Source organism: Bradyrhizobium sp. WSM4874 (genome assembly GCF_055811835.1).
In genome coordinates this window covers 43,445-61,816 of the sequence record NZ_JBVVPR010000013.1, presented here as the reverse complement: position 1 = coordinate 61,816, position 18,372 = coordinate 43,445, and the positions used below count along the sequence as shown (strand labels likewise).

The following is an 18,372-nucleotide window of genomic DNA, read 5'->3' as shown; positions in this document are numbered from 1 at the left end:
CCGTCACGGCAACTTCACTTGCCTTGCGCCGTCACGCGGGCGAGCCTTGCGCCTCTCAACGAGGAGACTCTGCCGTGCGCCTTCCCATTCTCGATCCGAAAGACCTGAGTGCCGAACAGAAGCCGCTCTATGACGACATGCGAGCGGGCATCAAGGATCACTTCAAGGGCTTTGTGAACATGCGCGACGATGGCGCGCTGCTCGGGCCCTGGAATCCCTGGCTCCGTGAGCCGCGCTTCGGCAAGCCCGTGTGGGAGCTGGTCAAGGCGATCGCGGCGAACCCGCTGCTGCCGGCGCCGGTGCGTGAGGTCGCGATCCTCGTCACCGGCTCGCATTTCCGCTCCGGCTACGAGCTCTATGCGCATGTGCTGGTCGCCGAGCAGCGCGGCCTCTCCGACGAGAAGCTCGCGACCATCGTCGCGGGACAGCGACCGGTTGATCTCACCAAGCAGGAGGCCGTCGCCTACGACGTGGCGTCCGCATTGGTCAGCGGCGGCGTGCTGCCGGAACTGACTTATCGGGCCGCGGTCAAGGAATTCGGCGAGCACGGCGCGGCCGAACTGTCCTATCTCGTCGGCGTTTACTGCATGGTGTCGGTCACGCTGAACACGTTCGACGTGCCGGTGCCTGAATAGATGTGCGGTGCGATCACTCCGCCGCCTTGTTCATGGGCGGCGGGGGCGACCAGGCCATGCAGCGGTTGCGACCTTCGGCCTTCGCCTGGTAGAGCGCGTGATCGGCCGCACTCATCAAGGCGTCGATGCCGGACATGCTGACACTGGCGTCCGCAATGCCGATGCTCACGGTGACGCCGAACTGAACCTGATTGGCAACGATCTGCGAGCTCATTACGCGCTTGCGGATTCTCTCGGCGACGATCCTTGCACGCGACAGGCTGGTCTCCGGCAGCAGAATCGCGAACTCCTCGCCACCGAAGCGGCCGACGACGTCCGATTTGCGCTTGCCATCGAGGCATGCGGCCGCCACGGCCTTGATCGCCTCGTCTCCGACCGCGTGACCATAGCGATCGTTGACCGACTTGAAATGGTCGATGTCGAGCATCAGGACCGAAACAGAGCGATAGTAGCGCTGGAAGCGGCTCCATTCGGCCTCGAGCGAGCCGAGCAAATGGCGGCGGTTATAGAGGCCCGTGAGCGGGTCGGTGGTGGCCAGACGCTCCAGCATGTTGGCCTTGTTGGTGAGATCGGTAATGTCGACATAGGTCAGCATGCGGCCGCCGTTCGACATCGTGGTGCAGTGGGCCCTGATCCGCCGAGCATCCGGTGTCTGGAGGTCGCGCACATGATCGCCCGCCTTGACCTCGGCGACGCGCTTGACGGGAAATTTCGCCAGTTCGTTAGCCGGAAGATCGGGCGCGCTCGCACGGTGCACCCGGCTCACCAACGATGCATAGGTCGGGCGGGCGGCGGCATCCTGTTCGCTTACCTCCCAGAATCGTCGCATGCGCCGGTTCATGAAGCTGGCATTGAGATCGCGGTCGAGCAGCAGCACGCCGTCCTCGACATTCTCGAGGGCGTCGCGCAACAATTTCAGCTCGTCGGAATAGCGCACGATGTCGGTGACTGGCGTATAGGTCAGCATCCGCCCGCCGTCGGGCAGAGGCGTGCATTGCATCCGAACGACGTCGCCGCCGGTACGGCGCAGGTCGCGCGGAGACGCATCGCCTGCCTGTATTTGACGGACGCGCTCGGCGACATAAGCCTCCAGCTCGGCCGGCGGAATCTCGTAGGCGAGCGTATCGCGGCCATGATGCATCAGCGTCGCAAATGACGGGTTGCTGTTGGCGACTTCCTCCGGCAGGAGCCACATCTGCCGGAACGCCCGATTGATCAACTGCGCGCGGAGATTGGCGTCCAGCAGCACGATGCCCAGCGGAACGAAATCGAGAGCCGCGCGAAGCGCCAGCATCTGTCCGCGAATCAGCGAAGCGGTCGGCCGCTCCTGGTCGTCCACGGCCTTCGGTTCGATATGATTTTCCGCTCCGAGCGCAACCCCGACCTGACGGTCCGACCGCCAGAGCACACGACAGGAGAGGATCTCCTCGCCCGCGAGTCGGAGCTGGAACCGATCGGGCACGCCGAGGCTGCTCTGCATCTCCAGCGTCGCGCCATCTTCGGACATCCGGCGCACGACGCAATCGATCGTCGACTGGCCGAAGTTGAAGAAGATCTGGCCGGCGAGGAACGTTCGTTCCGATACCAAGCGGGGCATTCCCAACCTCCCAGGCGAAAGCGGCCCAGTTTGCCCGAAGCTTACTTGCAGAAGGGTAAGCTGGTGCGCGATTTTGCGAGAGGGCTAATAATTGGTTCACGCATCCGGCCGTCGTCTACCTCAACGATGAGGGGAGCGGCCGCTGTCGTGACAATCCGACGCGTCTGATGGCGGAACTGCCTGCTGGATTGTGATCGCCCGTGTGGTCACGCGGCGTCCGCAATCGGTGGACGGTGCTAATGCACGCAGGTACCTTGCCGTGACCGCACCGACACAGTCCCCCGCCAGAGTGCAGGCCGGACAATGGAGAACGACAGCCATGGACACGTCACGCCGCATCCTGCTCGCCGGACTGGCGGGACTCGCCGTTGCGCCGACCGCCGCAGGAGCCGTGCCCTCGGCCGCGTCCGATGATGTGACGGTCGCTGAAGAGCGCTTTGCGCGCATGATTGCGGCTGCGCATGCGCCCGACGTCACCTGCGCGCGACAAGCTGAGCATTATGCGGACGCGCATTGGCCAAACTACGTCGCGGCAGCGCGTTCCGTCATCGAGGCGAGAGCGTGAGGCATTCTCTTCCCTCTCCTGTCTTTGGAGATGGCAAAACGAGGTGTTTCACGTCCCCACCGCCCGCCTGACCTGCTCACCGATCTGCGACAGCACGAGCTGCGCCTGCGGCAGAATTGCGCCCATGGCGTGGAAATTGTGGACCATGCCCTCGTGGCAGACGTGCTCGACCGTGACACCCGCGGCGAGCAGCTTGCGCGCATAGGCATTGCCCTCGTCGCGCATCGGGTCGAACTCGGCGGTGTGGATGATGGCGGTCGGCAGGCCCGCAAGCCGCGTCGCGCGCAAGGGCGAGATGCGGGGATCGGCGGCATCCAGGGCCTCGGGCAGATAGTCGGCGAGATCGGCTTCGATCGTGGCGCGGTCGATCAGGTGGCCCTCGGCGAACGCCTCGCGCGAAGGTGAGGCCTCCTCGAAATCCAGCACCGGGCAGATCAGGCATTGCGCGACGATGGAAAGGCCTGCGCTCTGCGCCGCCTCCTGGCACACGATCGCAGCGAGCGTTGCACCCGCGGAATCGCCGCCGAGCACCAGACGTCCGGCGTCGATGCCGAGCGATGCGGCCTCGCGCGCCACCCATTCGGTGGCGGCGATCGCATCGTCCACGGCGGCGGGGAATTTGTGCTCGGGCGCCAGCCGGTAATCGACCGAGACGAGACGGCAGCCGGTCGCATGTGCCAACGCCGCCGCGATGCGGTCATGCGTGGCAATGCTGCCGGCAACGAGCCCGCCGCCGTGAAAGAACACGAAGCCGGGCGCGCGATCATCGGCGCCTGCGGGTGAATAGAGGCGATAGGGCAGCGCGCCGCCGGGGCCAGGCAGCAGGCCGTCGGATGTCGTCACGTCAGGCGCCTCCGCGCGCGCGAATTGCATCAGTTTTGCCAATGATTGCCGCCGTGCTTCCACGCTCGGCCGGCTCCGTGCCTGCGGCGCAGCCGCAGCCATCATGGTCAACAAACGCTTTGCGAGCGGATCGAGCGGCATGGTGCTTCCTTTCCCCGTCCGGGAGGGTAACCCACCATTTTCCCGCAGGGAATCATTTAGAAATTGCGCCCAATAGTGGCGCCATAATGCGGCACCACGCCAAGGGGAGGCCGGTCATGGCCGAGATCAAAAAGCCCATCGCATATTCACCGAGCTGGACCTTCTTCGAGGGCAAATGGCATGACGGCAATGTGCCGATCATGGGTCCGCGCACGCATGCGGCCTGGCTCGGCTCGGTCGTGTTCGACGGCGCGCGTGCGTTCGAAGGCGTCGCGCCCGATCTCGACCGCCACGTCGCCCGCGCCAATCAATCCGCGATCAACTTTGGCCTGAAGCCGGTGGTCGATACCGGAACCTGGATGACGCTCGCAAACGAGGGCATCGCACGCTTCGCGCCGAATGCCGAGCTCTACGTCCGTCCGATGTACTGGGCGCGGAACGGCTCGGGCGGCGGCGTGCTGTTCGATCCCGAGACTACCGATTGGTGCCTGTGCATCTACGAGGCGCCGATGCCAAAGCCGGTCGGCAACGCGATCACACTGTCGCCGTTCCGCAGGCCCACCGCCGAATGCGCCCCGGTCGAGGCCAAGGCCGCCTGTCTCTATCCGAACAATTCGCGCGCGCTTGCCGAAGCCGCCTCGCGCGGCTTCCAGAATGCGCTGATGCTCGACATGCTCGGCAACGTCGCAGAGTTCGGCAATTCCAACGTGTTCATGGCCAAGGACGGCGTGGTCTACACGCCGGTGCCGAACGGCACCTTTCTCAACGGCATCACCCGCCAGCGCGTCATCAGCCTGCTTCGCGCCGATGGCGTCACCTTGGTCGAGAAGACGCTACGCTACGCCGACTTCCTCGCCGCCGACGAGATCTTTTCGACGGGCAATTCAAAAGTCGCGCCGGTGATCCGCATCGACGACCGCGAGCTGAAGCCGGGCCCGCTCTACATTCGCGCGCGCAAGCTCTATTGGGACTTTGCCCACGCGGTGAAGCTGGCGGCTTGATTCGCGCTGCCCTTAGCTGTGTCGCTTGAACCGGCTGAACTGAAACGCCTGCGTCGAATTCCACGGCGTGTGGTGCGCCTCGTTGCGCGTTTCGACCAGCTCGAACCCCGGCCCGAGCTCAGCCGCAAGACTCGCGCTGTCATGACGCTGCACCGGCAGGCCGCTGCATTTCTCGGGGCCGTCGAGTGCAAACGTCGCAATGATGACGTGGCCGCCGGGCGCAACCGCCGACCGCAGCCGCTCGATGTAAGCGGTCCTGTCGCCGGAATCGGTCAGGAAGTGAAACGCCGCCCGATCGTGCCATAGATCGTATGCCTTTGTCGGGCGCCATGTCGTGGCGTCGGCAACGATCCAGTCGACCCTCGAAGCGGCTGCGCCGATTCGCTTCTTTGCAGCATCAAGCGCATTGGCTGAGAGATCCAGCACGGCGACGTCGCGATATCCGTCCAGCAGGAGAGCATCGACAAGTCGCGATGCGCCGCCGCCGATGTCGATGATCGCGGCCGCGCGGTCCGGATTGGCCGCCCGGATCATCGCGAGCGAAGTCGCCGGACTGTTCTGAAACCAGCTGACCTCGGCTTCGCCCTTGGTGGCGTAAACGTTGTCCCAATGGGTGCTTCGGTCGGACATGCGCGTCCTCCGGCTTGCCGGGAGCCGGCGCAGAGGGACGATCTACTCGTCCTTCTTCGACATCCGCTCGAGGCGTTCCTGCATGTCCTTCATCTGCTGGCGCAGATCGTCGATGTTGCTGTCCTTCGGCGCTTCGGCGGGCGCATCGGGCACCGGCTCCGTGGAGCCCGCGGGGCGTGCCGCGCCGGGCGCAAAAGGCTTGAACATCGAGAAGGTCTGCTGGAACAACTCCATGTTGCGGCGGACCTGTTCCTCCAGCGGCGCAAACGGGGTTCCGGACAGCGAGGTGGCGATCTGCTTGCGGAACTTCTCCTGCTCCTGAGTGAGCGACGCGATGGCCTGTTCCAGATATTTCGGCACCACCATCTGCATGCTGTCGCCGTAGAAGCGGATCAGCTGGCGCAGGAAGGTGGTCGGCAGCAGGTTCTGGCCGGCCTTGTTCTCCTGCTCGAAGATGATCTGGGCGAGCACGGAGCGGGTGATGTCGTCGCCGGTCTTGGCGTCGTAGACCAGGAAATCTTCGCCGTCCTTGACCATGGCGGCGAGGTCTTCCAGCGTCACGTAAGTGCTCGTTCCGGTGTTATAGAGCCGGCGGTTCGCGTATTTCTTGATGGTGGTGGGTTGGTCTGATTTCGCCATGGGCTCTCACTTGCAAGACGCGGAGAACGGGAACCTGTCGGGCTATGCCGCAGGGCGGGAAGAGTACGCAACGCAACAAAATAAGCATTTTCAAAGGGGTCACGCTACCGTTTTGTGCGCCACGGTTAATCGGGCAGCAAAAACGTGCTTGCGAAAGCGCCAAGAACGCTATTTTGAATGCGCTGCGGGATGAATTCGGCCGCCGGCCGATTGACATGCCTCAACGACGTTAACAGGATGCCGTCCGAGACTGGCGAGCCGTTTCCCCAGCCCCGTCTGCCCCCATACAACCCAGGAGATGCCCATGTCAGACGATGTCGTCATCGTCAGCGCCGCCCGCACCCCGGTCGGAAGCTTCAACGGAGCGTTCGCAACCCTTCCCGCCCATGATCTCGGGGCCATCGCCATCAAGGCCGCGCTGGAGCGCGGCGGCATCGAGCCCGGCCGGGTCTCCGAAGTCATCATGGGCCAGATCCTGACCGCCGCCCAAGGCCAGAACCCGGCCCGTCAGGCTTCGATCAATGCCGGCATCCCGGTCGAGAGCCCGGCCTGGGGCGTCAACCAGCTCTGCGGCTCGGGTCTGCGCACCGTTGCGCTCGGCTATCAGGCGCTGCTCAACGGCGATTCCGAGATCGTGGTCGCCGGCGGGCAGGAATCCATGAGCATGGCTCCGCACGCCCAGTATCTGCGTGGCGGCGTCAAGATGGGTGCAGTCGAATTCATCGACACCATGATCAAGGACGGCCTGTGGGACGCCTTCAACGGCTATCACATGGGCAACACCGCCGAGAACGTCGCGCGGCAGTGGCAGATCACCCGCGCCCAGCAGGACGAGTTCGCGGTCGCCTCGCAGCAGAAGGCGGAGGCCGCGCAGAAGGCCGGTAAATTCAACGACGAAATCGTTCCCGTCACCATCAAGGGACGCAAGGGCGATGTCGTCGTCAGCGCCGACGAATATCCGCGCCATGGCGCAACGGTCGACGCGATGGCGAAGCTCCGTCCCGCGTTCGAGAAGGACGGCACGGTCACCGCGGGCTCTGCGTCCGGCATCAATGACGGCGCTGCCGCCGTCGTGCTGATGACCGCCAGGCAAGCCGCCAAGGAAGGCAAGAAGCCGCTCGCGCGCATCGTGTCCTGGGCGCAGGCGGGCGTCGATCCGAAGATCATGGGCTCTGGCCCGATCCCGGCCTCGCGCGCCGCGCTGAAGAAGGCCGGCTGGAATGTCGGCGATCTCGACCTGATCGAGGCCAACGAAGCCTTCGCGGCGCAGGCCTGTGCGGTCAACAAGGATCTCGGCTGGGATACTTCCAAGGTCAACGTCAACGGCGGCGCGATCGCGATCGGCCATCCGGTCGGCGCCTCCGGCGCGCGCGTTCTGGTGACACTGCTGCACGAAATGCAGAAGCGCGATTCGAAGAAGGGGCTCGCCACGCTGTGCATCGGCGGCGGCATGGGTATCGCGATGTGTGTGGCGCGCGACTGAGATAGTTGACGCATCATTTGCGCGTGCGCTGCACGCGTTGCTGAGTGCGTTGCACGCGATTAAAAAGGCAGCGGTTGCAAATCAAATATTCTTCGCAACCGTACAAGCCTCGACTAAAGAGAAACGCCCGGCTCGACGCCGGGCGTTTTGTTCTTGATGTCCGTCAAACGTCCCCCATAATCCGCACTTAAAAACGATCACTCAGAAACGTCCGAAGAGTCCAAGGGAAGGAAATACGATATGGCACGTGTTGCATTGGTGACGGGTGGTACGCGGGGCATCGGAGCTGCAATCAGCAAGGCGCTGAAGGCGGCTGGCTACAAGGTTGCGGCGAGCTATGCCGGCAATGATGCGGCGGCGGAGAAGTTCAAGGCCGAGACCGGCATCGCGGTCTACAAATGGGACGTCAGCAATTTCGATGCCTGCGCCGAGGGCGTGAAGAAGGTCGAGGCCGAGGTCGGCCCGATCGACGTGCTCGTCAACAATGCCGGCATCACCCGCGACACCGCCTTCCACAAGATGACCCTCGAGCAGTGGAACGCTGTCATCAATACCAACCTCGGTTCGCTGTTCAACATGACGCGTCCAATCATTGAAGGCATGCGTGCGCGCAAGTTCGGTCGCATCATCTCGATCTCTTCGATCAACGGCCAAAAGGGACAGTTCGGCCAGGTCAACTATTCCGCGGCGAAGGCCGGTGACATCGGTTTCACCAAGGCGCTCGCGCTCGAGAACGCCAAGGGCGGCATCACCGTCAACGCGATCTGTCCCGGCTACATCAACACCGAAATGGTGCAGGCCGTGCCAAAGGACGTCCTGGAAAAGAACGTGATCCCGCAGATCCCGGTGAACCGGCTCGGTGAACCGGAAGAGATCGCGCGCGCGGTCGTGTTCCTGGCGGCGGATGAGGCCGGCTTCATGACCGGCTCGACGCTGACCATCAACGGCGGCCAATACCAAGCCTGATGACGCCAATTCTCTCGGCTGGACGTCGCTGAGCCAAATGCCTGTAGCTTCAGGCGCGACAAGGCGATAGTGAAGACGAAAATGCCCGGCCTTGTGCCGGGCATAAACGTCCTCAGAGCCTTTTGATCGATGACTCCCCGCACGGCAACGCTGATCGGACTGACCGCGATCCTGATGTGGTCGCTGCTGTCAGTGATGACGGTGGCGACCGGAAAAATCCCGGCGTTCCAGCTCGCCGCGATGACGTTCGCGATCGGCGGTCTGGTCGGCCTGCTCACTTGGATCGGCCGCGGCGAGGCGGCCAAAAGCCTGCGTCAGCCGCTGGCCGTGTGGACCGTCGGTGTGGGCGGACTGTTCGGCTATCACGCGCTGTATTTCCTCGCGCTGCGTTTCGCGCCGCCGGCGGAAGCGGGTTTGCTCAACTACCTCTGGCCGCTCCTGATCGTGCTGTTCTCGTCGTTGCTGCCGGGCGAGCGGCTGGCCGCGCATCACATCGTCGGCGCCATGCTCGGCCTCGTCGGCACCGTGCTGCTGTTCGCCGGCAACACCTCCGGCTTCACACCGGAGCAATTGCCGGGATTGGCCGCGGCCTTCATCGCAGCGTTCGTGTGGGCAACCTATTCGGTGCTGTCGCGGCGCTTGAAGGCAGTGCCGACCGATGCGGTCGCCGGATTCTGCCTCGCCACCGCGGTGCTTGCCGCGCTGATGCATGGACTGCTTGAAACCACCGTATGGCCGGACACCACGCTGCAATGGCTTTCCGTCATCGCGCTCGGCATCGGTCCCGTCGGTGCTGCGTTCTACGCCTGGGACATCGGCATGAAGCGCGGCGACATCCGCGTGCTCGGCGCCGCCTCCTATGCGACGCCGCTGCTCTCGACCGGCTTCCTCATCGCCGCGGGGTTTGCCAATGCTAGCGCCAACATCGCCATCGCCGCGATCCTGATCGCCGGCGGCGGCCTGATCGCCGCGAAGGACATGGTGCTGCGGAAGCGATGAGGCGCTCGTTCGCCATACTGCTGATCTCGATGCTCACAGCTCCGGGCGCCGTGGCGCAAGTCAGCGCGGCGCCCGAAACATTCACCGGCGTTTATCGGAACGAGCACGCGAATGGCCGGCCCGAGACCGTTACGATAAGCGATGGAAAATCCTTCATTGAATTGACAGAGGAAGATTATCGAGCCGGTGGTTATCGGCCGGCCTATGAGAGGCTTCCGGCGAGGTTTGTTCGTCGAATACCCGTGCGGAAGCCCACTCCAGCCGACCAGGATTGATCCGCAGCTAAAGCGCCGGCTGCCAACCCGGCGGCCGATACATCGCCTCCGGAATCTGTCCGAGTTCGGAGCGCTGCAAGCGTTGTGGCATTAGGCCGTAGAACTCCTGGAAGCTGAGGATCAGCGGCCGCCATTTGTCCGGATCGATGCGGTTGCTTGCACCGTCCATCATGATGTTGGGATGCGCATGCACGCGGGTAATGCGGACCTCGATCGCGGCCAGATGGCCGCGAAAGACCTGATCGTCCTGCGCCATCTCGTGCATATGCGCGACCTTGGCTTCCATCTGCACGGGGCACTCGGCCGCGCGTGGTGCGCCGACCGTTTCGCCTGCCAGCGCTGTCAATCCGCAAACGCTGAACTTGTCCTTTTCGTGCCGATAGCCGCGATAGAGTTTGCCGGGCGGCACCGGAGCCGATCCCGTGGTCCGTGCGAGGCGATCGACCGCGGCTACGAGATCGGCGGACGGCAGATTGAGCACGCATTCGCCCGTGCGAATCATGTTCTCGGTGGTCTTGGAATTTCGGGCCAGTCCCAGCATGCAGCGCCACCCGACCCACCATGCCGACGACATCGGCGCGAGATTGGAAGTGCCGTCTTCATTGGTTGAGCCGATGAGGACGACGGGCGTGCCGAAATACAAAATGGCCGGGTCGATCTGGACGGCGGCGGGGCCGAGTGTTCCGTGCATCGTGCGCTCCTGTTCGCTGGAAGCGCTGTCCTAAGGCGTGACGCGGACCGAACCCACCCGATTCCAGATTGAGATTCAGGGCTCCCAGCCCTTCGGCGCGAGCTCGAACTTGGCGAACTCGAAGGCGGGTGCCACGGTGCAGCCGACCAGGGTCCACTCGCCGGTGGTCTCCGCCGTCTGCCACGCATCGGCCGGCACGATCGCCTGTGGCCGCTCGCCGTTCAACAGATCCGTGCCGAGCCGCACCTCGTGCTGCGAGCAGCCGTCGTGCGCGATGCGCAGCGTCAGCGGGCTGCCGGCGTAATAGTGCCAGCTCTCGACAGCATCGATGCGATGCCAGTGCGAGCGCTCGCCGCGCGCCAGCAGGAAGTAGATGAGCGTCGAGCGCGCGCGGCCGTTGAGGTCCGTGGTTTGGTCGCGAAACGTCTCGCGATAGTGCCCGCCTTCGGGATGCGGTCGGAGTTCAAGGCGCGCGATGATCTCGGCTGCGGTCGGCATTGATCCCCGTCAGGATTTGCTCTTCAAGACTTGTTCTTGCGCTCGCGCAGTTCGCCGAACACCGCGGTGGCATCCGCGCCCTTCATGTGCAGCCTGGCTGCGATCGACGGTTCGTCGGCGCGCAGGAACACGTTTGTCCGCTTCTCGTCACCGAGCAGCGAGGGAATGGTCGGCTTGTTCTCGGCCCGCAGCCTCGCCACCTCCGCCGCGCGCGCCTGCAGCGCCGCATTGTCGGGGTCGACGGTCAGCGCGAACTTGACGTTGGACGCCGTGTATTCATGGCCGCAATAGAGCTTGAAGTCGTCGGGCAGGGCACGCAGCTTCAGAAGCGAATCCCACATCATCGGATAGGTGCCCTCGAACACGCGGCCGCAGCCGATCGAGAACAGGGTGTCGGCGGCGAACAGCGCTTTCTCGGTGTCGAACACGTAGGAGATGTGGTCGAGCGTGTGGCCGGGCGTCTCCAGTACGCGTCCCAGCAAGCTGCCGACCTTGACGATTTCGGCATTGGCGACGCGCAGGTCGACGTCTGCGATCCTAGTCGTCTTGTCATGCGGCGCGACGACGCGGCAATTGTATTTCTGCTTGAGCTCGGCGACCCCGCCGACATGATCGCCATGATGATGGGTGATCAGGATGTCCGTGAGCTGCCAGCCCTCGCGCTCGAGCGCCTTCAGGATGGGGCCGGCCTCCGGCGCGTCGATCGACGCCGTCGCCTTGGTTTCCACATCGTGGATCAGATAGCCGAAATTGTCGTTTAAACAGGTGAAAGTACGAATTTCGGCGGCCATGTCATCTCCATCGCGCTCAGCTCCGTCAGACAAATATGGCGTTAACGTTGCGCAGGCAATGCAATATTCCGCGCGCGGGGGCCGCCTCGTGCATGTTACATTGCGATCATGACCATTGATGTCGTCGACCTCCGCGAGTTCTACTCCCGTCGCCTCGGGATTGTGGCGCGGCAAATGATCAATCGCGGCATTCGGGAGCGCTGGCCACGCGTCGACGGCCAGCGGGTGCTCGGCTTCGGTTATCCCACACCCTATCTCGGGTTGTTCCGCGAGGACGCGGAGCGCTGCATTGCCTTCATGCCGTCGGCCCAGGGCGTCCTGAAATGGCCGACGGGACGGCCGGCGCTCGCCTCGCTGGTGGATGAGTTCTCGCTGCCGCTTCCCGACGCCGCGGTCGATCGCATCCTGCTGGTCCATGCATTGGAAATGTCGGACGATCCCGCCGCGCTGCTGCGCGAGGTGTGGCGCGTGCTGTCGCCGTCCGGCCGCATGATTGCGGTCATCCCGAACCGGCGCGGGGTGTGGACCCGCACCGACAGTACGCCGTTCGGTCACGGCCGGCCCTATTCGCGCTCGCAGATCACCGACCTGTTGCGCCAGACCTGGTTCACCCCGACCACCTGGGGCGAGGCGCTGTTCATGCCGCCTTATGCCGGCGGCTGGGTGCTGAAATCCGCGCAGATGTGGGAGCGCGCCGGCGCGGCGCTGTCGCTGCCCTTTGCCGGCGTGCACATCGTCGAGGCGACCAAGCAGGTCTACCGCGCGATCCCCGCCAAGCGCGAGCGGGCGCGGCTGATTCCCTCGCTGGCGAAGCCGGTGCTGGTACCGTCCTCGACGACGGCGACGCGCAGCTAAAAACAAATCGTCCCGGACATGCCGGGACGATTCAGGTCAGGATATCTGGCGCAAGATGTCCGGCGAAAGGTTTACTCGCCGGGGGCCACTTCGTCGCTCGAGGCGGCCGGAGCGGCTTCGCGCTCGGGGCGCGGGCCATTCGGCCGGCGGCGCCGCCGCGGAAAGCGTTCGCCACCACCACCCTCGAAGCCGGCCTGACCGGGCGCGCCACCGCTCACCTGCGGCTGCGGGCCGGTGATGAAAGAGGGCAGACGATCGACGCTAACGGCGTCGGCCACGACGGGCTGGGGCTGGTTCAGCGGCAGCGGTTGCGGCTGGGGCTGATATTGCGGCTGCGGACGATGGTCGCGTTCGCGATGCTCGCGCGGCTGCTGGTTGTCGCGCTGATAGTGGTTGTCGCGGGGCTGATGATCGCGCGGTTGATGATCACGCGGGCCGTCGCGGTCGCGCGTGAAGGGCTGCGGCGGCGGCTGTGGGACAAAACCCGGCTCCTGGCCGAAATTCGAGAAATTCTCGCCGTCGTCCTCGCCGTCGTCGCCGCTGCTATTGCTGATGGGCTCATCGCCGCGCGGCTGCTGGTTCTGCCGGAACTGTTCCTGAGCCGTCGCGATCAGGCGAAAATAATGCTCGGCATGCTGGTAGTAGTTCTCGGCCGCAACGGGGTCTCCGGAGGAGCGCGCGTCGCGCGCGAGCTGGAGATACTTTTCAGCAATATGCGAAGCCGTGCCGCGGATCTTGATGTCGGGTCCGTTGGATTCGTAGACCCGGGTCATCGGGTTCTGGCCGCGCCGGTTATTATTGTTGTTATTGTTATTATTATTGTTGCGGTTGCGCATCCGCTGCTTGTTCTGACCGTTTCTCATGTCCTGCCTTTAATTCCAGCCCTAAAGGTTGCACGCATTACTGATTGCCGAGAGTGACCTGGTGACAGCGGTTCACATCGCTTGCGCGCAACCGCACGCAAGAGCGGATTGATCCCTGCCGATGTTCGTCGACCGTCGCGTTCAACAAAAGACGCGTTCCCCACCGCCAGCATCCATCGCCAGCGAACCCATTCATATCGCCTGCCGAAACAAGCCCTGCTTTGTTGCGTAAGTCTTCAAGCGCAATATCAGGCTTTCGTTCACGTTGCGGTCGGTAAGCAGCGCAGCTCAAATGGCCATCGCGCTCAACAGGACCTGCGGCTTGGAACCATTATCAGTAAGCTCTCGCCCGAGAGCCCGGCTTTCACCCGTAGGTCTACGGGGCCGGCACCGATGTGTTGATCGGAAGGTAGTCGTTCCCAAGGGATATTCCAAGAGGTTTTTTGCAGCCCAATCCGGCTTTTATGGGGGCATTTTCCGGGCCGAAACCGCCCGCGGGATGCCCGCCAGATCGGCCTTGGGCGGCCTGTCCACGATCAACGCGGCAGCCGTCATCAAGGTTTCAATATTCCGGGCCTGGCCCTGTCCGGCCTCGACGATCAGTGCTCCGCCGGAGGCGAGACGTTCAGCCGCCTGCGGGATCAGGGCCCGATAGGCGTCGTAACCGTCATTGCCGCCATCGAGCGCCAGATGCGGATCGTGCTCGCGCACCTCGATGCTCAGTTTCGGAATTTCGGCCGACGGGATGTAGGGCGGGTTCGACACGATGAGATCGAACGGGCCGCGGAGCGCGGCTGCGTAGGAGCACGCGACGAAGCTGGCGCGGTCGGCGAGCCCCAGAGCCGCGGCGTTGTCTCTGGCGGTCTTGAGCGCGGTCAGACTGAGATCGGTGCCGACGCCGAAGGCGCCGGGAATTTCGTGCAGCAACGCGAGCAGGATGGCGCCGGATCCGGTGCCGATATCGGCGATGCGGATCTGATGGGAGGCTTGCCGCTCGCGAAAGATTTCGAGCGCGAGTTCGACCACGGTCTCGGTATCGGGACGCGGCACCAGCGTTGCTTCCGACAGACGAAACGGCAGGCCCCAGAATTCACGTGTGCCGAGAATGCGGGCGACCGGCTCGCCGGCGATGCGGCGCCCGGCATATTGCGCGAGCCGCGACGTCTCGGCTTCCGCGAGCAGGCGGGCGGCCTGCGCGATGAGGCCTGTGAGATCGAGGCCGAGTGCCGCGCCGAGCAGGATACGCGCGTCGAGCTCGGCTTCTTCGAGCTGCGCCGATCTCAGTTGCGCGGCCAGCGCGCGCCGCGCGCTCTCAACGGATAATCCGGTGAAGGGATTGCTCACGCGCCGGTCACGCCGCCGCGCCCTGGGCGGCGAGCTGCGCGGCCTGGTGCTCGGTGGTCAGCGCGTCGGTCAATTCGCCCAGCGCTTCGCCCGCCATCACCTGCGGCAGCTTGTAGAGCGTCAAATTGATGCGGTGATCGGTGACGCGTCCTTGCGGGAAATTATAGGTGCGGATGCGCTCGCTGCGATCGCCGGAGCCGACCTTCTCCTTGCGCTCGGCCGAGCGCGCCGCGTCGAGGCGCTGCTGCTCGGCGTCGTAGATGCGCGAACGCAGGATGTTCATGGCGGAAGCGCGATTCTTGTGCTGCGAGCGGCTGTCCTGCATCATCACCACGATGCCGGTCGGGATGTGGGTGATGCGGATCGCCGATTCCGTCTTGTTGACGTGCTGGCCGCCGGCGCCTCCGGCGCGCATCGTCTCGATACGCAAATCATCGTTCCTGATCTCGACGTCGACCTCCTCGACCTCGGGCATCACGGCGACGGTGGCGGCGGATGTGTGGATGCGCCCCTGCGTCTCGGTGTCCGGTACGCGCTGCACCCGGTGTACGCCGGACTCGAATTTCAGCTTCGAGAACGCGCCGCGGCCCTGCACCTCGGCGATGATTTCCTTATAGCCGCCGACGCTGCCCTCGCTCGCCGAGATCACCTCGACCTTCCAGCCCTGCAGGGCCGCGAAGCGCTCGTACATCCGGAACAAATCGCCGGCGAACAGCGAAGCCTCGTCGCCGCCGGTTCCGGCGCGGATTTCCAGCACCACGTTGCGGTCGTCCATGGCGTCCTTCGGCAGCAGCGCGACGCGGATCTTCTGGACCAGCTCCTCGATCTTGGGCGTCAGCTCGTCGCGCTCGGCTTCCGCCATGCCGCGCATCTCCGCATCGGTCGCGGGGTCGGCGATCAGCGCCTCGGTGTCGGCGAGCTCCTTGACGGCCGAGCGATAGGCTTTGACCGCTTCGATCAGCGGCGTGAGCTCGGCGAGCTCACGGGTGATCTGCACATAGCGTTCGGAGGCGAGCTGACCGAGCGATTCGGCCTCCAGCGAGGCGTGATGCGCGAGCAGGACGTCCAGTTTGGCTTCGGGGAGTGACGACATCGGTTCAGTCTCAAAAATGCGGAAAAGGGCGAGGCGGCGGGAAGGGGCGACAGGCCCGCTACAACGCCAGGCCTTCGGCCTCGGCAAATTCCGTCAGCTTCTGCCGGATCGAGACGCTGCCGGCGGGCGCGTCCAGCAACGGACCGAGCATCGCTTCGGCCTTCTTGGCGTCGAGATCGATCACCATCGCCTTGACCGGGCCGAGCGCGGTGGCCGAGAGCGACAGCGAGCGATAGCCCATCGCGATCAGGGCGAGTGCGCCGATCGGCTTCGAGGCCATCTCGCCGCAGAGCGACAGCGATTTCTTCGCGGCTTGCGTCTTGCGCGCAATGTCGCGAAGCGCGCGCAGGATCGGCGCCGACATGGTGTCGAAGCGCTCGGAGACTTTTGCGTTGCCGCGGTCGACCGCGAACAGGAACTGGAAAAGATCGTTAGAGCCGACCGAGATGAAGTCGACCTTCTTCAGGAGCTCGTCGAGCTGATAAAGCAGCGCCGGCACCTCGACCATGGTGCCGATGTCGATTCTTTCAGGCAGCGTGTGGCCGTGCTGGCGCAGATAGGTCAGCTCGCGTTCGACCAGCGCCTTCGCCGAATCGAATTCACCCACCTCGGAGATCATCGGGAACATGATGCGCAGGGCGCGGCCGCCGCCGGCACGCAGCAATGCGCGGATCTGGCCGCGCAGCAGGCCGGGACGGTCGAGCCCGAGCCGGATCGCGCGCCATCCGAGCGCGGGATTCTCCTCGATCACCGCTTCCATATAAGGCAGCGCCTTGTCGCCGCCGATGTCGAGGGTGCGGAAGGTGACGGGCTTCGTGCCGGCGGCATCCAGCACCGTGCGATACAGCGCGAGCTGGTCGCTGGTGCGCGGCAGGCTCTGGCCGACCATGAATTGCAGCTCGGTGCGGAACAGGCCGATGCCGGCGCTGCCGGTGTCTTCGATGTGCGGCAGGTCGATCGCGAGACCCGCATTGATCATCAGCTCGACCTTCTGGCCGTCTTTGGTGACGCAGGGCAGGTCGCGCAGCGCCAGATACTGCGCCTGGCGGCGGGCGCGGAAGCGCACGCGCTCCGCAAAGGCTGCCTCGACCTCCTGCGATGGGCGCACATAGATCATGCCGGAGGTGCCGTCGACGATGACGGCGTCGCCGGGATCAGCAATACCAGGCGCGTTCGGGACCTCGCCGACCGCGGGAATGCCGAGCGCGCGCGCCACGATAGAGACGTGGGAGTTGGCGGTGCCTTCCTCCAAGATGATGCCGCGCAGGCGCTTGCGGTCGTAGTCGAGCAGCGCCGCCGGGCCCATCGCGCGCGCGATGACGATGGCATTGTCGGGCAATTGTTCGCGTGACGGCGCGTGATCCTGGCCGACCAGCTGCCGCATCAGGCGATAGCCGAGATCCTCGAGATCATGCAGCCGGTCGCGCAAATAGGGATCGGTCGAGCGCAGCATGCGCGCGCGGGTGTCGGATTGCACACGTTCGACGGCGGCTTCCGCCGTCAGGCCGGTGGCGACCGCCTCGTGCAGCTTGTGCGACCAGCCCTGGTCGTTGGCGAACATGCGGTAGGCTTCCAGCACCTCGCGATGCTCGCCGCCTTCCGCCACGTCGCCGCGCTCCAGCATGCGATCGAGATCGGCGCGCAGCTTGGCGAGCGCGGTGTCGAGCCGCTTGATTTCCTTCGGCAGGTCCTCGGCGATGTAGTCCTTGATGACGACGCGCGGCTCGTGCAGCACGACATGGCCGAGTGCGATGCCTTCCGACAGGATGGCGCCGACCTTCTGCGCCGAATGACGCGCCGCGGGCTCATGGCCCGGCTGGGCCAGCGCAGACAGCTCGCCGGAGGCGATCAGCTCCGCCAGCACCATCGCTGTGGTCTGAAGCGCCTCGAGCTCCTCCTCGACATAGTTGCGCTTGGCGCGGTTCTGCACCACCAGCACGCCGAGCGTGTTGCCGGCGCGCAGGATCGGCACGCCGAGGAAGGAGTGGTAGATTTCTTCGCCGGTCTCCGGGCGGAACGAGAAGGCCGGATGGCTCTGCGCATCGCTTAAGTTGAGAGGGGTTGCCTCGCTGGCGACCAGGCCGACAAGGCCCTCATGCGCGCTGAGCACGGTGTGGTGCACCGCCTCGCGGTTGAGGCCTTCGGTGGCATAGAGCTCGAGCGTGTTGTCGACGCGCAGCACATAGACCGAGCACACCTCGGCCACCATGTTGGCGGCGATCAGCACCACGATCTTGTCCAGCCGCTCCTGGGCCGAGACCTGCTCCGCCATGGTTTCGCGGAGCCGTCTCAACAAGACGCGGGGACCTCCCGACGCGCTCCGCATGAACCGTCAATCTCCTCCGTCTGCCGGGGCCGAAAGGACCCGCGGCGGCTCGCCCAGAAATCCAGAAAAACAACAAATTTGCTCGTCCGGCCCCGGCCCCGGCGGTTGCCTGGGCCGAATCAGCGCCGCCTCAACTG

At 64.7% G+C, this 18,372-nt stretch carries 18 protein-coding genes; 7 read left to right on the top strand and 11 right to left on the bottom strand.

Annotated elements, in window-relative coordinates:
- Positions 1 to 74 precede the first annotated feature (74 nt).
- Positions 75 to 635, top strand: a complete 561-nt coding sequence (locus AC0L3P_RS15980) for a carboxymuconolactone decarboxylase family protein (protein WP_473302756.1) — start codon at positions 75 to 77, stop codon at positions 633 to 635.
- 13 nt (positions 636 to 648) lie between these two features.
- Here the strand turns inward: AC0L3P_RS15980 and AC0L3P_RS15975 are convergent, their stop codons facing one another.
- Positions 649 to 2,232, bottom strand: a complete 1,584-nt coding sequence (locus AC0L3P_RS15975) for a sensor domain-containing diguanylate cyclase (RefSeq protein WP_473302754.1) — start codon at positions 2,230 to 2,232, stop codon at positions 649 to 651.
- A gap of 319 nt (positions 2,233 to 2,551) precedes the next feature.
- Here AC0L3P_RS15975 and AC0L3P_RS15970 point away from each other — a divergent pair, with 319 nt between their 5' ends.
- The gene (locus AC0L3P_RS15970) at positions 2,552 to 2,797 is read left to right on the top strand and encodes a hypothetical protein (protein ID WP_473302752.1); all 246 of its coding nucleotides are present in this window, start codon (positions 2,552 to 2,554) and stop codon (positions 2,795 to 2,797) included.
- 48 nt (positions 2,798 to 2,845) lie between these two features.
- On the opposite strand, the gene AC0L3P_RS15965 is transcribed toward AC0L3P_RS15970, so the two are convergent.
- Positions 2,846 to 3,781 carry an alpha/beta hydrolase gene (locus AC0L3P_RS15965; RefSeq protein WP_473302750.1) on the bottom strand — a complete coding sequence of 312 codons (936 nt, stop codon included), beginning with the start codon at positions 3,779 to 3,781 and terminating at the stop codon, positions 2,846 to 2,848.
- Positions 3,782 to 3,897: 116 nt separating this feature from the next.
- On the opposite strand from AC0L3P_RS15965, the gene AC0L3P_RS15960 reads away from it, so the two are divergent.
- Positions 3,898 to 4,782, top strand: coding sequence for a branched-chain amino acid aminotransferase (locus AC0L3P_RS15960; protein ID WP_473302748.1), 885 nt, complete (start codon positions 3,898 to 3,900; stop codon positions 4,780 to 4,782).
- Between the two features lie 12 nt (positions 4,783 to 4,794).
- Here AC0L3P_RS15960 and AC0L3P_RS15955 read toward each other — a convergent pair whose 3' ends face one another.
- A complete protein-coding gene (locus AC0L3P_RS15955) occupies positions 4,795 to 5,412 on the bottom strand; it encodes a class I SAM-dependent methyltransferase (protein WP_275172696.1) in 618 nt (205 codons plus the stop codon).
- Between the two features lie 42 nt (positions 5,413 to 5,454).
- On the bottom strand, positions 5,455 to 6,051 hold the full coding sequence (gene phaR, locus AC0L3P_RS15950) for a polyhydroxyalkanoate synthesis repressor PhaR (protein ID WP_275172697.1): 597 nt from the start codon (positions 6,049 to 6,051) through the stop codon (positions 5,455 to 5,457).
- Between the two features lie 304 nt (positions 6,052 to 6,355).
- Between phaR and AC0L3P_RS15945 the strand changes: the two genes are divergently transcribed.
- The 3 genes from AC0L3P_RS15945 (at position 6,356) to yddG (ending at position 9,499) form a co-directional block, all read left to right on the top strand.
- On the top strand, positions 6,356 to 7,534 hold the full coding sequence (locus tag AC0L3P_RS15945) for an acetyl-CoA C-acetyltransferase (protein WP_275172698.1): 1,179 nt from the start codon (positions 6,356 to 6,358) through the stop codon (positions 7,532 to 7,534).
- 240 nt (positions 7,535 to 7,774) lie between these two features.
- A complete protein-coding gene (phbB, locus tag AC0L3P_RS15940) occupies positions 7,775 to 8,500 on the top strand; it encodes an acetoacetyl-CoA reductase (RefSeq protein ID WP_275172699.1) in 726 nt (241 codons plus the stop codon).
- A gap of 129 nt (positions 8,501 to 8,629) precedes the next feature.
- Positions 8,630 to 9,499, top strand: a complete 870-nt coding sequence (yddG, locus tag AC0L3P_RS15935) for an aromatic amino acid exporter YddG (protein ID WP_275172700.1) — start codon at positions 8,630 to 8,632, stop codon at positions 9,497 to 9,499.
- A gap of 282 nt (positions 9,500 to 9,781) precedes the next feature.
- Here yddG and AC0L3P_RS15930 read toward each other — a convergent pair whose 3' ends face one another.
- From AC0L3P_RS15930 to gloB, 3 genes are all read right to left on the bottom strand, one after another.
- A complete protein-coding gene (locus AC0L3P_RS15930; protein WP_275172701.1) occupies positions 9,782 to 10,465 on the bottom strand; it encodes a flavin reductase family protein in 684 nt (227 codons plus the stop codon).
- 75 nt (positions 10,466 to 10,540) lie between these two features.
- Positions 10,541 to 10,963: a cupin domain-containing protein gene (locus AC0L3P_RS15925; RefSeq protein WP_275172702.1), complete on the bottom strand. Its 423-nt coding sequence runs from the start codon at positions 10,961 to 10,963 to the stop codon at positions 10,541 to 10,543.
- A gap of 23 nt (positions 10,964 to 10,986) precedes the next feature.
- Positions 10,987 to 11,754 carry a hydroxyacylglutathione hydrolase gene (gene gloB / locus AC0L3P_RS15920; protein WP_473302741.1) on the bottom strand — a complete coding sequence of 256 codons (768 nt, stop codon included), beginning with the start codon at positions 11,752 to 11,754 and terminating at the stop codon, positions 10,987 to 10,989.
- A 108-nt stretch (positions 11,755 to 11,862) separates the two neighbouring features.
- Between gloB and AC0L3P_RS15915 the strand changes: the two genes are divergently transcribed.
- Positions 11,863 to 12,609 (top strand): class I SAM-dependent methyltransferase, encoded by a 747-nt coding sequence (locus tag AC0L3P_RS15915; RefSeq protein WP_354063374.1) that lies wholly within the window; start codon positions 11,863 to 11,865, stop codon positions 12,607 to 12,609.
- A gap of 71 nt (positions 12,610 to 12,680) precedes the next feature.
- Here AC0L3P_RS15915 and AC0L3P_RS15910 read toward each other — a convergent pair whose 3' ends face one another.
- From AC0L3P_RS15910 to ptsP, 4 genes are all read right to left on the bottom strand, one after another.
- Entirely contained in the window at positions 12,681 to 13,472 is a 792-nt protein-coding gene (locus AC0L3P_RS15910; RefSeq protein WP_063992452.1) for a DUF4167 domain-containing protein, read from the bottom strand.
- A gap of 462 nt (positions 13,473 to 13,934) precedes the next feature.
- Entirely contained in the window at positions 13,935 to 14,816 is an 882-nt protein-coding gene (gene prmC, locus AC0L3P_RS15905; protein ID WP_473302739.1) for a peptide chain release factor N(5)-glutamine methyltransferase, read from the bottom strand.
- A 7-nt stretch (positions 14,817 to 14,823) separates the two neighbouring features.
- On the bottom strand, positions 14,824 to 15,909 hold the full coding sequence (gene prfA / locus AC0L3P_RS15900; RefSeq protein ID WP_354063379.1) for a peptide chain release factor 1: 1,086 nt from the start codon (positions 15,907 to 15,909) through the stop codon (positions 14,824 to 14,826).
- A 58-nt stretch (positions 15,910 to 15,967) separates the two neighbouring features.
- Positions 15,968 to 18,235, bottom strand: a complete 2,268-nt coding sequence (gene ptsP / locus AC0L3P_RS15895) for a phosphoenolpyruvate--protein phosphotransferase (RefSeq protein WP_275172707.1) — start codon at positions 18,233 to 18,235, stop codon at positions 15,968 to 15,970.
- Positions 18,236 to 18,372 lie beyond the last annotated feature (137 nt).